Genomic DNA, 13691 nt, shown 5'->3' with positions numbered 1-13691 from the left:
GTACCCCCGTGCGACACTCCGTCTCATGCTGGGTGTCACCGATCTGCCGACCTACCTCGCGGGCCTCGTCCTGATCATTCTGCTGCCGGGCCCCAACTCGCTGTACGTCCTGTCCGTCGCCGCCCGTCGCGGCATACGGACCGGGTACGTCGCCGCCTCCGGCGTGTGGTGCGGTGACGCGGTACTGATGACGCTGTCGGCGGCCGGTGTCGCCTCCCTGCTCCAGGCGAACGCGCTGCTGTTCGGGATCGTGAAGTACGCGGGCGCCGGCTATCTGTCCTGGCTGGCCCTCGGCATGCTGCGCGCGGCCTGGGGCATGTGGCGCACCCGTCGCGAGCGGGCGGCGGAGGAACCGGGCGAGCCCGGCCCGGCGCCCGTGTCCGAGCGGCCGTTCCGGCGGGCCTTCGTGATCAGCCTGCTGAACCCCAAGGCGATCCTGTTCTTCATCGCGTTCTTCGTCCAGTTCGTGTCAGAGTCCAACCCGCTGGGGTTCGTAACTCTAGGCGTACTCGCCCAGGTGGCAAGCGTGTTGTACCTGTCTGCGCTCATCTTCGGCGGGGCTCGCCTAGCCGCTGCGTTCCGTCGCCGGAGGGCGCTCAGCGCGGGGGCCACCTCGGCGGCCGGGGCGCTCTTCCTGGGGTTCGCCGTCAAGCTGTCTCTGGCAAGCGCGTAGGGGGCTGGCGTGTCCCACCTTGACGATGCTGCGGCCCTGTTCGCTCGCATGAGCCTCCAGGAGCAGCGCGAGGCGCTAGGAGCCCTCGGCCTGCCTAAGAGGCTCCCGAAGGAGTCTCAGGAGCCCTCCGAGGTCACCCCGTTCTCTGCCCTTGTCAGCACGCCCAGCAGGCGGAAGCGGCAGCCACTCACCGTGAGGGCCGTGCGTAGCCCCGAGGCGTCCTGACCCTCGGTATACCCGACTACGCAAATATTGGCGTTGCCGCATAGACGGACCTGTCGGGTCCTCGTACCGTCGTAACCACCAGGCCCCAACAGGGGCTCACCGCAAGGGGGTTCAGCATGGCGCGCGAGGAACTGACCCGACTGACCGGCAATGGCAACGGGGAATGCAGTCAGAACGACTGCCCCAACGTCTACCGGACCGCGAGCGGCTCCATCGTCGTTCAGGGTGACCGGTCCGACGCCTTCCAGCCGCCGCAAGGGGAGGGCCTTGTGGAGATCCCGGAAAGCGTACTGCGGGAGGCTGTTCGTGCTCTTGGATGGTGAAGCCTGGCAGGCCAAGTTTCGGAACTTCCAGACCGAGGCATGGCGGCTCGAAACCCTTCCCGCGTACAACGTCCCGCAGGAAGCGGAACAGATCCGGGAATTCCTGACTGGAGAACATATCGACCCTCACGCCTACTCGAACGAGTACACCGACGACCTTAAGCGGGTACGCCGGGAGGGAAAGAGCAAGGGTCGCGTGCACATTGTGACGCGTCCGCTCTCGGAATATCTCCGCTTCGAGTTCATGTACTACCTGCCTCATTCGTGGGCCGGTGAGGACATTCGAATCATGGACGTAACCGACCGACCTAACCCGTTGGCTGGCGTCCAAGACTTCTGGATGTTCGACAAAAAGGAAGTCGTCCTCATGAATTATGAGGCGGACGGAACACAGATCAATCGGGAAGTGTACGAGGGGGACGTGAGCCCCTACGTCGAATACCAGCGCATTGCCTTGGTTGAGTCGGTGCCCTTTGAGGAGTACGTGAAGGGCCTTGACCTTTGAACCCGATGAGCTGGGTCAGTCCAAGGCTGACCTAGCGGAGACACTGAAGACGCTTCGTAAGCGAGCCGGACGCACTCAGGTCTGGCTCGCTCAGCGCTGCAACATGTCTCAGACAAAGGTGAGCAACATTGAGGGTGGGAAGCTCACGCCAAGCCTTGTTGATGTAGAGCTGATCCTGAGAGCGCTCGACGCTCCGCCCAAGCTGGTTGCACAGGTGGCGACCCTTGCCCGCACAGCAAACACCGAGTGGCAAGACGTGTGGTCGCAACGCCGGACGGGACTTGAAAAGAAACAGAACGAACTAGCAGGATTCGAGAAGTCATCTACAGAGTTCCGGTACTTTTTGCTGTCCATGGTGACCGGTCTTCTGGCGACGCCCGAATACGTCAGGGCAAGTCTTGCCCACGTCCCGGGCGACCACAGCAAGGCGATTGCGAAGAAAATGGAACGGCAGTCAGTTCTTTACGACACGTCGAAGCGTTTCACGTTCATCCTCACTGAACAGGCTGCCAGGTGGCCGTTTCTGCCCGCGCCAGCCATGGCTATGCAGATCGACCGCCTAACATCGATTAGCCTCCTGCCGAATATTCGCCTTGGGGTCATCCCTATCGACGGCCACTTGCCTGTATGCCCGTTGAACACCTTCACCATCTATGACGCACGGATAGCCACAGTGGAAACGTCCACCGGAGCAATGGTCTTCCGGCATCACCGCGATGTTTCCGCCTACCTCAACGAATTCAGCCAGTACGAGGGTCTTGCCCTGTTCGGGGAGCATGCAAGGGAACGACTCGCAGAGTGGGCCAGCCGGTACCGCGCCTGATTCATACCCGACTACGCAAATATTCGCCCCATCCGCCGCAGTAGCGGTGGATCATTGCTTGCTACGGACCCGAGCAGGGGAGGCATAGGCAATGACCGCTAGGCAAACGACGATGTCGGCGCCCGTTCATCTGACTATTCCTCCCAGTCCCCCCGTACCCGCTCCGGGTTGCCGGGTGTGCGCGGCCTTGGACAAGCAGCGCGCCGAGGCGCGTGACCGTGGGGACTTCTCGGCGGTGACTGATGCGAATGTGGAGCTGGCCTCTCACCCGGAGTCGGGGAGCCACAGCCACAAGAGGCGGAAGTGATGGGTTCACTTCGGACGGCGTACCGGCTGGTCCTGCACCGGATCATTCAGCACCCGGACACGGATATCACCTATGAGGCGCAGTGCCTTAGCTGCGCCTGGGAAGCGACGCCCTCCACGGATGCGGCGGCGGTCGATGTGGAATGCATGAGCCACACGGGCCGAAGTAATCACCGGTCGTTCCGGCGCATCTGTACATCGTTCGCATTCGTCGTCCGAGACGAACCCCGAAAAACGCCCGGCATGCCGAGGGACGGCGAGGAACACAGTCGGCCCCGTGAGGGGTCAACGACCACGGCATGACGGAAGGGGCGCCCGTGAGCGACAGCGCCCCTGTGTCGGCCCCTGCCGCCCTCCCGCGTGGCTGGCAGGGGTCGGCATCGTCCGGACCCGTAAGCAGCCCGTACGGGCTCAGGCAGAGGTTTACCGGCGGCCCCGAACGGCCGCCCCGAGAAGGGGCTTGGTAAGAGCGGATGACGGAACGGCAGTGCGGCTCAAAGGCTTGGCTGAGCATCGCTCACATGTGGTGGTCGCGAAGGCTTCCCCGCGAAGGGGGCACGTACGGGGGCGAGTTGTCTCGCTGGGCCGTCTGCACCCTGCCGGGCCACAACCGCGACAGGAATCATTTCGCTCCGCTGCGCCCGATCCCTGAAAGCGCGGGCGGGGGCTATCTCGTTCTCGTCTGGGGGCGCATCTTCGGACGGGACCGCATCGAGTTCTACCGCTCGCTGTGCGACCGCACCGAACCGCACTCCTGCCCCCTGCCGGATAACCGTTCCGACTCCGGTCCCACTGCCAACCGAGAGTAGGCAGGGGGCAGGGTTCCACGGGGAGAAGTAGTTCATGGCTAGATGCATCGTGGTCACGGAATGCCTCGATGACCTCGGATACATGCACCAAGTTTTTCGCGACCACTACAGCGGGAACATCGTTTCTCTCCGATGCCCCGGCTGGTGGTGCAGGAGACTTGTGTACGTGGACAGCCGTGACCGGCTTGCTCAGCACTCCGATGGGAGCCTTTCGAGCCCCTGCTACCTGGCAGGAGTGCCGGTCATTGACCGTGCGCGGCCTACCCGCACGGCTTCCGCGCCAGCCCGCCGCTAAGCCTCGGACGGGGCTTCTCTTTGTCTCCAACGTAATCCAACGCAGAGGACCGAAAACCAAAAATAGGCCCCCAGCCGGCGGCTGGGGGGCTCTATGAATTGGGCTGCTAGTCGATTAGCTGGCAGCGGCCTTGATGATCTGTGCCGAGGCGGGCTCGGCGAGGGAAACGCCCGCCATGCGCATAGTCAGTTTGAAGCCCACCTGATCCGAATCAAAGCGAGCGTCCTCACTGACCTTCACCTGAGCGGTTCGGCGGACACCAACCACAATTCGAGAGGCATCGGCAACCACAACGGTCTTCGCGGGAAGGAAGGCAGACACCAGGATCGGCAGACCCCAGGCAGTGGCAGCGGGGGAATCAGTCGGCTGACCACCCTGGTAAATGCCAGAGCCGGAAGCCTTCTCCTTCCTCAAGCTGGCAGCCATATCCGTAGAAGCCCACACGACCGAGGGGCGCCCGTTGATGGCCTCAATACGCGCCACGGCGTCCGCCAGGTCGTCATAGGTGACAGTGACCTTTCCGGTGCCCAGCGTCGTAGTCACGCCCTGAGAGACGACACCCCTGATCGCGTTGGTACCCGAGCCCGTGAACGCGTCGGAATCGAACTTCAGGGACGCGTCACGCAGGAGGTTGTCACCGATGATCCGCCGAAGGTCCAGCGCGGAATCTTCCAGCACCTCGGTAGAGGCCCACTGAATTTCGCCGATCTTCTTAGCGGTGAACTTCACCTCACCCCAAACCATCTGACCCACGGGAATGGGCTGACCCTCGGCGACGTAATCGGCTCCGGTAGAGGAGACCAGCTGCGGAACAGACAGGGTGTCCGAAGTGAACGGAATGATGCTGCTCGACGGGAGTCCCCGAAGGAACGTTGAGTTCGCCTTCAGCGCATCAATGTACTTGCTCGAAATCTGGTCCGGCACGGTGTAACCGCCATCGCCAGGAACACCCTCGGATATGAGAGCGCGATATTCATTAAGCGACGGCAGGAGGGAACGCCAGGAGGCGTCATCCCCCTTCGGAGCACTAGGGATAAACAGGCTACCTGCCTTCGCGGCCAGAGAACGCACCTCGGCCTCACGGTCGAGCATCGCCCGATCCTCGCGGGCGTCGGCCGCCCGCATCTCCATGCACTTCAGAGTCTCGGCAATCGCATTGCGGGTCTCCGGGGAGTTCGCGCCGTGCGGGCCGTTCACTGCTGCCAGGATCTCGGTACGCGCCATGCGCTCTTCGACCGGCACCGAGTTAATTACGGCTGCGATCTCGCGCACATTAAGGCCGCGATCCTCGGCCTCGGCAGCATCAAACATCTTGCGAAGCTCAGGCTTCAAATTCTTCTCCTCATAAGGGCCGGATGGTCACCGGGCATAAAAAAGGCCGCTTCGGCGAATGCCGAGCGGCTTGGGTGGTGTGCTGATTCAGTTGTCTTCGGCCAGAAAGTCCCGGGAGCGCTGCTATGCGGTCATGTCATTCAGCCCGCGCCATGTCGCTAGCGCAAGCAGCGGCCTTGGTCTGCCATCGGCAAATCAGTTCCTCGATTTGCTTGCTTGTTTAGAACCAGAAGACGTTTAGGAAGTAGCCGTGACAGATTGGCCCCGGCGATTCCAGCCGGTAGGCTTCACGCTCAACGCGGAGAGACATTGGCGAGCCTTCGCGCCTCGGCGCGAAACTCATATTCGGTTCGCTGCCTCGCCCGCTTAGCGGCTCGACGGCATCCCTCCCCGCAATACTTCGGCGGCGCACCCGGACCGAGAACACGGGTAAAGACTTCGGAGCACTGCCAACAAGTCAAATCAACAGTCATGGTTCCCTTCATGAGGTATGGCCCCTACCGGTGCGGAGGCATGAGAAAGGCGCGGTCCCCGGTGGAGCGTCCGGGGAACCGCGCCATACTCTGACCCGTACCTAGTTTTGAGGAGTGACCATCCTCGCCCCGAACGCCTCACGGCGTGCGGGAGTATGTGACAGGTTCCCTATCGGGTTCCTACACCATTAGAAGACCTGATATTCGGCGGATTCCATAACAGGCGACAGCATCCGCAGTCGCTCGTACTGCTCACGCGGCGAAACCACGCCCAGGCCATCGAGACCACCCGTCAGCAGGCAGTCGGCCCACGCCTCCGCCCCCGAGGCGTACACCTGCCCCCACGGGGCCACGAACGCCCCCTCGGCCTCCGAGGACGGCCCAGGCTCAACCGGCCGCGTAGGCGCCTCACCACGGGCCTTGGCGCGCACGACGCGCTTCCGCTCCCGCTCCCGAGCCTTCGCGCACTCAGGCGCCCCACAGGTGGCCTTGACGTTGCCGTTCCTGGCCCTGGCCAGGAGTCGGGCACGACAGTACGGGCACCGATGCATTACTGATCTCCTCTCGATGGTTGAGGACACTCGACCCGCGAATGTCCTCAGGCATGTCCCTAGGCTTTGCTCGCGAATACGCGCTCTGACGTGCTGATACGTCCGAATCCGCTGCCTACACTGTCCGATGTCCTCAGGCATGCGAATGAAGGGAAGGACGGGGGTCTGGGGAAGGGAGGGTTCAGGATTTTCGACTCCCCCTCCCGGGGTCCGTCTATTTCCTAGGCCGCTGAAACGGCCTGAGCGAGCCTGTGAACTGATTGGGCATAGCGGAGCAGGCTCGGCCCGTGGCGGTCGCTCTACGCGCCGCCTAGGCCGTTCTATTGCCTCGGCTGAAGTTGCACGGCCCACAGGCCGGGCGAAGGTTCTCAATGTCATTCGTTCCGCCTCGACTCAGCGGAACTATGTGGTCGGCGGTCGTCGCCGGCCGTGAATTGCAGAGAGCACAGAGAGGCTGAGCCGCAAGGATTGCGGCGCGAGCCTTGACGTAAGAGCTGTCATATCCACGCGCCCAGGCGGAAGGGCGCGTGTGCTTTCTCTTCTGTTCCCTCCGCCTCGCTGCCGCCGAGGCGCAAGGCTCACACCGTGAGCCGAGAGGATAGAGCCGCTTGCAGCGGCTACACATACACATAGGCAATAGCTACTCCAGAAAGAAGAGAGGGCGCCCTTTCGAGGGGGCGCCCCTATGGGGATACAGATAGGGCACCCTTCGAAGGGTGCCCATAGTGCTGGTGCTTCCTGGCCTCCGTTCGATCGGCCAGGGGATGACTAATGGAGATAGAGAGGACGCGAAGGTTTCCGCAGGTCAGAGGAGAATGGGTAATCCGCTACGGCCTACCCATTAACCCGTGCAGGGTTACGCAGCAGTGCGGTAGGCGTGCACTCGGCAGGATGCCGACCCGAGGCCGTTCTTCTGGAAGTGGTGTCCGGGGAGGACAAGACAACGAGCCCCGGACTCAGGCGCTATCAGCGCCATGGCCTTAGCGGCTGTGATGCCCTTCTGTACGGCCTGCTTGGTCAGCGGCGGGCCGTCTTCCGGCCCGAGGATGGAAGCTAGCGCGCCTTCGGCGAACTCGGCATGCCCGACCTGATTACCCCAACCGAGGGCAGCGAAGTACAGGCGGAACGCGAGAGGGCGTATCCGGTGGTCGCGGGCTTTAGCTCGGCAGTCGAGCTGTGAAATCGCCCCCCATGGGGCGCCAGGGCCAAAGCCAATCAATCGGTGTCCTTCGGTCGGTGGCTGCCTGCCCATGTCTACCGCCCGCACCCTGGCGGTTTCAAGGACGGCCGTTTACACGGGCCAGCGAGAGCGTTTGCGGGCTTCCTTTGACTTCGCCAGGGGGGAACGATGCAAGGTTCTTCACCACCAGCACCCGGCGCAGGAGACAGGGGCAGTATGCGTGTTGTAACCGTGATCCAGGATCAGGAAGGTAACCGGAAAGTCGTTGCTGATGTCGTCTATCCGGCCGTGGATTGACATAAGAGATGCCCCCCTCCGCGCGGAGGGGGGCATCTTGGTTTCGGGGAGTGTGCCTGTATGGTCAACTCCAGTTGTTGTCCATCCTGATCAGTCGCTGTTCAACATCGTGCGGAATGATCAACCGCCCCAAGAGTTCTCCATCGCCTTGTTTCCCAAGTTCGAAAGTTATTCCGGCGCTCAGTAGATCCTTTTCCATGGCCTCTACGCCACCAATCTTCCAATGTTGGCTGTAGGTCATGCCGGTGCTTTCGTAGACCCACCTATCCTTTGTGGACTCCGGGTCGATCTTCGTCAAATCGTTCATGAGGGCGTCTAGCGTGGTCTCTGCCTTCTCGCGAATGAATCCGGCCTTATCGAACCTTCCTCCAGGCTCCAGCCCAGACATGTAGTAGGCGATGGAATCTTCCAGTCGCTTGCGCTCACGCCTGTTCTCGTCGCCTCGGGCGTACTCGCGCCGGATCACCTCGAAATCACCCAGGGCCTCAAAGACGGCCTGTGCCAGAGCCGAGTACACATGCTCAGGATCGGGTGTGACGAATCCGGGCTTCCGGCACTCGGGGCACCGCAAGTATCGGTACTCTTTCACTTCGCCAGTAGAGAGCGTTTTGTAGCTGTTCGTTTCGTTAACGTTTCTTCCGCATTCATGTTTCATGACGCCAAGGAACCTGGTGGGACGGCGGTTCTTCTCATGATGACGCTTGTTCTTCGAGCGGGTGGCAAGTGCCGCTTGTACGCCCTCGAATTCTTCATCAGTCAGGATCGGTTCATCCGTGACCCTGATCTCCTGGCCCTTCTTGTCTAGCACCGGCGTAGATTTGTAGGTAGTCGATTTCGTGCCCCCTTCGGTGCGAAGCCCTTTAACAGCAGGATTTCTAAGAGTCCTGAGAACCTGCTGGTTGTTCCATTTCCCGTTGCTGTAGGTCGGAACCTTGGCCCTATCCAGCACCTTGGCAATTCGGTTTGCCGGAACCCCCCGCATTGCGGCTTGGTACATGTAGCGCACTGCCCGTGCCTGCCTAGGGTCTTGCACTAGGCGGAGTTTCCCGCCCACCCTGGCAGTCTTGTAGCCATACGATGGCTTACCAATACGCCATTGGTCCTGCTGCTTAGTGTATTCCCAGTGGGAAGAAACGCGGGTCTTAGTGTTGGCGGCTTCAATCTCTGCGACTGCCGCGACGAATGTCACCATTGCCTGAGCCATGGGAGATGACAAGTCCAGCGTGTCATTTAGAGAAATCAGGTTCTTTCCGAACTTCTCGCACCACTTGATGACTTCGTGTAGGTCAGAAATACGCCTGATGAACCGGTCCAACTTCCAGAACAGAATGAGGTCAAACTCTGGTATGCGATTGTTGAGCCAGTCCCCGAGTTCCTTCCGCTCCCAAGGTGCCTTCTTGGTTGCAGACACTCCGAGGTCCCTGGCCACGCCGACAACCCTGACGCCCTCTCGGATGGCATGGCGGCGAAGGTCAAGCTCCTGCCGTGCCGGGCTGGTGGTGTCCTCCGTGAGGATCGACAGTCGCACCGACAGGAGTCCACGGGGCGCGCCCTCCGGCAGCGCCTCGTTCCTGGCCTGAAGTTCGGCCAGCTCTGCCAGCTCCTCGGCGGTCCACTCGGGAGCGTTCTTCGTAGCGGTCATGGGCGCGAGCGTACAGGCAGTTGGATTCTGGCGCGTTCTTCGTCCAGTTCGTGGACCCGGCGTACCAGTACCCGGCGCTCTCCTTCCTGGTGCTCGGCTCGCTCGCGCAGGCGGCGAGCGTCCTCTACCTCACGCTGCTGATATTCACCGGTACGCACCTGGCCGCCGCGTTCCGCCGCCGCAAGCGCCTGTCCGCCACCGCCACCTCGGCGGCGGGCGCGCTGTTCCTCGGCTTCGCGGTGAAGCTGTCGCTCAGCAGCGCGTGACTCTGTGAGCAGCGCTCGCTCGAACGGGTGATCGCGGGCGGAATGTCGGCGGGTGCGGCTACGCTCGATGGACAGTGCTCCCGGAAAGGAGGTTGCCGTGGCCGTGATACTGCACGAGTCGTCACTGGCGGATGCCGCTGAGGATCTCTGGGGGAAGCTGCCTGGGCACCGGGTCGAGATCCTCAACGGGAGCATTGTCGTGACACCACCGCCGGATGGCCCGCATCAAATGACGCTGACCTGGCTCACCGTGGAGTTTCACGAGGCGGGGGTGAAGCGAGCAGGGCTCAGATGCGTACCAGGCATCGGCCTGTGGCTGCCGACGGGGCCGAATGACTACGCGGTGCCGGACCTCTCCGTCGTGGAAGCCGGCTTCAAGGACGCGTTGGTCGAGAAGAACTGCTATGCGCCCGACGCCTTCCGCATGGTCCTGGAGGTGACGTCCAGCAACTGGGGGGATGACCTGGTCACCAAGGTGGAAACGTACGCGAGGACTGGCATTCCGGTGTATGTCGTCGTGGACCGCAAGCACGATCTCGTGCTGGTGCATGAGGATCCGGTCGGTGACGGATACCGGACCCGGTCCACCTACAAGCGCGGCGAGTCCGTCCCCTTGCCACCGCCCGTCGGGGTCTCCCTCGACTTGTCCGTCGATCATCTCCTCGACGGCGACGTCTGACGGGGAAGACCCCCGAGGCACCGAAGGTGAACGTGCTTGACCCTGACACCGTGTGAGGCCGTGTCGTAGGAGGCGTCATGTTCACCATCGGAGACTTCGCCAGGCACGGCCGGGTGTCGGTCCGGATGCTGCGCCACTACGACGCGATCGGACTGCTGCGCCCCGCCCATGTCGACCCGTACAGCGGCTACCGCTTCTACGAAGCCGGTCAGCTCGCCCGCCTCAACCGGGTCATCGCGCTCAAGGACCTCGGATTCACGCTCGACCAGGTGCGGTCGATCCTGGACGAGCAGGTCGGGGCCGAGGAGCTGCGCGGGATGCTGCGGCTGCGTCAGGCCGAGCTGGAATCGGCGATGAGCGAGGCGGCCGCGCGGCTGGCGCGGGTCGGGGCGAGGCTCCGAGCCATCGAGAGCGAGGGACACATGTCCACACAGGACGTCGTCGTCAAGAGCGTTCCGGGTGCCCGGCTGGCCGAGCTGACCGGCGTCGCCGCGGGCTTCGGCCCCGGCGAGATCGGCCCCGTCATCACGCCCCTGTACCAGGAGCTGTGCGCCCGGCTGGAGGCCGCCGGGGTCACTGCGTTCGGCCCGGGCATCGCCTACTACGAGGACGCGCCGGCGGGCGACGGCTCGATCGTCGTCCACGCGGGGATGACCGTCCCGGCCGGTGTCACCGTGCCGGACGTGGAGATCGTCGAGCTGCCCGGCCTGGGGCAGGCGGCCACGGTCGTCCACCGGGGCCCGATGGACGACCTGCTGCCCACCATCCAGACCCTGGCCACCTGGATCGACACCAACGGCTACCGCTCGGCGGGCTACTCGCGCGAGCTGTACCTGGAGTGCCCGGAGGACCCCGCGAAGTGGGTCACGGAGATCCAGGAACCGGTCGTCAGGACGCCCTGACGACCGCGCGCCGGAGGCGGCGCGCCCACCGGACCAGGCGGCGCGCCAGCGCGTTGCGCGGCACCGGGACGCCGCCCGGGAGCCCGAGCACGGTGAGGCGGCGGCGCCTGAAGTAGCGGCGGGTCCGGGCGTCGAGGTGGGCGGACAGGTACCGTTCGGCCGCCGGGCGGAGATCGGGGCGGACCTGGGGCTGCATCGCGAAGCCCACCGCCGCCACGAGACCGGCGAGGTCCTGGACGTCGCCGGTCTCCCCGCTCTCCAGGTCCGGCAGCAGCGCGTCGACGATCGTCACCGGCACCCGGTTGCTGTTCTGGTACGGGGAGAGGCGGTCCAGCAGCATCCCGGTGCCGAGCCGGGCGACCGGCAGGTCGTAGAAGCGGGCCGCCGTGAACAGCCCGGTCGAGAAGCAGGCCACCACCAGCGCGGGCTGCAGCCGGCGGAACAGGACCTCCGCGAGGACGGGCCGGTCGAGCACGGTCAGTTCGGCGCCCAGGGCCTCCGCCTCCCGCTCCAGGGTCCGCGACCAGGACGCGGGGGCCACCGGGTGGGGCTTGAAGACCAGGCGCCGGTGCCCGCGTGCCACGGCGCCGCGCACCATCCGTATGTGCAGGTCCTCCTCCTCGGCGGGGGAGATGATGCCGAGGGCGGACAGGTACTGGCCCAGGAGCAGGGCCGAGCCGGTCGCCTCCGGGAGCGTCCCGGCGTCCGCCAGTTCGTCCACGACCTTCGTGAACGCCTCCGCCGCCACCACCTCCGCCGCCGCGCCGAACTCCGCCAGCAGCAGCGGCCGCAGCCCCGGCACCAGGTCCAGGTGCAGCAGCCGCCGCACCCGCTCGCCGACCAGCGGGTCCAGCTTGTTGCGCGTCGGGCCGTAGCTCATCAGCCCGTCCGCGTACACGTCGATCGCCGCGTCCGGGAACAGTTGCGCGAGCGTCAGCGCGGGCGCCACCTGGAGGGACTCCAGGACCAGCTCGACCCGGTCCTCGCCCAGCCCCCACAGCAGCCGCAGATACCGCTCCCACAGCGGTATGTCGTCCGGCCGCGGCGACCAGCCGCCCGGGTGGAACGGCGCGATGGTGTCGTTCCACGACAGTACGGAGTCGAAGCGGTCGCCCAGCCGCTCGAAGCCCGGCATCCGGTCCACCGGGACGGCCGTCTCCGGTATCGCCGCGTTGTTCGCGACCAGCAGCAGCCGGCGGTCGGCGGGTGGGAAACAGCCGCTGTCCAGGGCGGCGGCGAGGGTGACGGCACCGTAGAGGGTGGAGGCGTAGAAGATCTGCGTGGTCATGCCGTGGCCTCCAGGGCGACGGAGCCCGCTACGGGGCGGCGGCGCAGCCTGCGCAGCCGGGACGCCCGCTCGGCGTCCATCGTGTCGAGGGCGTCGTTCAGAATGTGCTGCGGCATCCGTTTCAGGGCGGCCGCGCTCAGTGTGCGCAATTTCCGCGCGACCGGCGCCTCGAACCGTTCCACCGAACCCAGATGGTGCGCGATGATCGCGCAGTACGTGCGTACGGCTTTCGGCAGCAGCCTTTCCGCGTCCGGGTCCTTCGCGGTTTCCGCCAGTACCTGGTCGAAAGCGCGGATGAAATCCAGCTGTCGAATATCGCCGATTTGTGTGAGGGACGAGGAGATGCCGCGCCGGTAGAAGATGCCGAGCGTACCGATCGCCGCGAACGAATCCGCCTCGCGATGCAGCCGCCATATCCAGGGCCGGTCCTCGGCGGTGCGCAGCCCGTCGGTGAAGTGCAGCAGCCCCCGGTCGACGAGGCGCCGGTGGTACATCCCGGCCCAGGCGTACGGGTAGTCGACGGAGGTGGACCGCTCGGCCGGCAGGATCGCGTCGCGCGGCCGCAGCACCACCCCGCGCCGGCCCACCGGGACACGGTGCACGGTACGGGACTTGGCCGTGCACTGCACATGGTCCGTACGGACGAAGTCGCAGCCCAGCTCCTCGATCGCGGCGAGGACCCGGGCGAAATGGCCGGGCGCGAGCCAGTCGTCGCCGTCGAGGAACGCCAGGTACTCGCCACGGGCCGCGTCGATACCGGCGTTGCGGGCGGTGGCCAGCCCGCCGTTGCGTTCGTGGCGGAGCACCACCGCCCCCGGCAGGTCGCGCGCCGCACCCGCGAGGATCTCCGGCGTCCCGTCCGTCGAACAGTCGTCGACGAGCAGGAATTCGAAGTCCTCGCGGGCATTGGCACGCAGGCTCATCAGGGTGTCCGGGGCGTATGTCTGCACGTTGTAGAACGGCACGACGACGGAGAGCTTGACCACCCGCGAGACGCTAGGCGCAGCCACCGTCATTCGGCCCGACCGGGAAAGGGATGCGCGGTGAACACTGAGCGGCGCGCTCATTAACCGGATTGCCGCCGGATTGCCGCCAGACGCTGTTCACCGTTTGTTGCGGCCG

General features: G+C 64.5%; 12 protein-coding genes. 7 read left to right on the top strand and 5 right to left on the bottom strand.

Translation table 11 applies throughout. The features are described 5' to 3' along the window. Positions 1-25 precede the first annotated feature (25 nt). From leuE to BKD26_RS36505, 4 genes are all read left to right on the top strand, one after another. Entirely contained in the window at positions 26-673 is a 648-nt protein-coding gene (gene leuE / locus BKD26_RS36525; RefSeq protein ID WP_084907207.1) for a leucine efflux protein LeuE, read from the top strand. Positions 674-1014: 341 nt separating this feature from the next. After that, entirely contained in the window at positions 1015-1221 is a 207-nt protein-coding gene (locus BKD26_RS36515) for a hypothetical protein (protein WP_084907205.1), read from the top strand. Continuing rightward, positions 1205-1726, top strand: coding sequence for a DUF6879 family protein (locus BKD26_RS36510; RefSeq protein WP_084907203.1), 522 nt, complete (start codon positions 1205-1207; stop codon positions 1724-1726). The genes BKD26_RS36515 and BKD26_RS36510 overlap by 17 nt, the downstream gene beginning before the upstream one ends. Then, positions 1716-2549 carry a helix-turn-helix transcriptional regulator gene (locus tag BKD26_RS36505; protein WP_084907201.1) on the top strand — a complete coding sequence of 278 codons (834 nt, stop codon included), beginning with the start codon at positions 1716-1718 and terminating at the stop codon, positions 2547-2549. The genes BKD26_RS36510 and BKD26_RS36505 overlap by 11 nt, the downstream gene beginning before the upstream one ends. Positions 2550-4073: 1524 nt before the next feature. Here BKD26_RS36505 and BKD26_RS36490 read toward each other — a convergent pair. The 3 genes from BKD26_RS36490 to BKD26_RS36475 all read right to left on the bottom strand — a co-directional run bounded on the left by BKD26_RS36490 (position 4074) and on the right by BKD26_RS36475 (position 9434). Further along, entirely contained in the window at positions 4074-5291 is a 1218-nt protein-coding gene (locus tag BKD26_RS36490) for a phage major capsid protein (RefSeq protein WP_143662771.1), read from the bottom strand. Positions 5292-5952: 661 nt separating this feature from the next. After that, the gene (locus BKD26_RS40705; protein ID WP_179166840.1) at positions 5953-6117 is read right to left on the bottom strand and encodes a hypothetical protein; all 165 of its coding nucleotides are present in this window, start codon (positions 6115-6117) and stop codon (positions 5953-5955) included. 1739 nt (positions 6118-7856) lie between these two features. Then, the gene (locus tag BKD26_RS36475; RefSeq protein WP_084907193.1) at positions 7857-9434 is read right to left on the bottom strand and encodes a recombinase family protein; all 1578 of its coding nucleotides are present in this window, start codon (positions 9432-9434) and stop codon (positions 7857-7859) included. A gap of 20 nt (positions 9435-9454) precedes the next feature. On the opposite strand from BKD26_RS36475, the gene BKD26_RS36470 reads away from it, so the two are divergent. The 3 genes from BKD26_RS36470 (at position 9455) to BKD26_RS36460 (ending at position 11281) form a co-directional block, all read left to right on the top strand. After that, a complete protein-coding gene (locus tag BKD26_RS36470; RefSeq protein ID WP_347106116.1) occupies positions 9455-9700 on the top strand; it encodes a LysE family transporter in 246 nt (81 codons plus the stop codon). Between the two features lie 97 nt (positions 9701-9797). Then, positions 9798-10379 (top strand): Uma2 family endonuclease, encoded by a 582-nt coding sequence (locus BKD26_RS36465; RefSeq protein WP_241519012.1) that lies wholly within the window; start codon positions 9798-9800, stop codon positions 10377-10379. Positions 10380-10456: 77 nt separating this feature from the next. Next, the gene (locus BKD26_RS36460; RefSeq protein ID WP_084907189.1) at positions 10457-11281 is read left to right on the top strand and encodes a MerR family transcriptional regulator; all 825 of its coding nucleotides are present in this window, start codon (positions 10457-10459) and stop codon (positions 11279-11281) included. Here the strand turns inward: BKD26_RS36460 and BKD26_RS36455 are convergent. Both BKD26_RS36455 and BKD26_RS36450 read right to left on the bottom strand, forming a co-directional pair. After that, complete coding sequence (locus BKD26_RS36455; RefSeq protein ID WP_084907187.1) at positions 11268-12569, bottom strand: alpha-2,8-polysialyltransferase family protein; 1302 nt, start codon at positions 12567-12569, stop codon at positions 11268-11270. The two genes, BKD26_RS36460 and BKD26_RS36455, sit on opposite strands and share 14 nt — an antisense overlap. Beyond that, complete coding sequence (locus BKD26_RS36450; protein ID WP_084907185.1) at positions 12566-13555, bottom strand: glycosyltransferase family 2 protein; 990 nt, start codon at positions 13553-13555, stop codon at positions 12566-12568. The genes BKD26_RS36455 and BKD26_RS36450 overlap by 4 nt, the downstream gene beginning before the upstream one ends. Between the last annotated feature and the right edge of the window lie 136 nt (positions 13556-13691).

The sequence above is a fragment of the Streptomyces sp. CB03238 genome, assembly GCF_002099185.1.
Lineage (GTDB): Bacteria > Actinomycetota > Actinomycetes > Streptomycetales > Streptomycetaceae > Streptomyces.
Note: the sequence above shows the minus strand (reverse complement) of the source record. Positions and strands in the feature narration are given on the sequence as shown.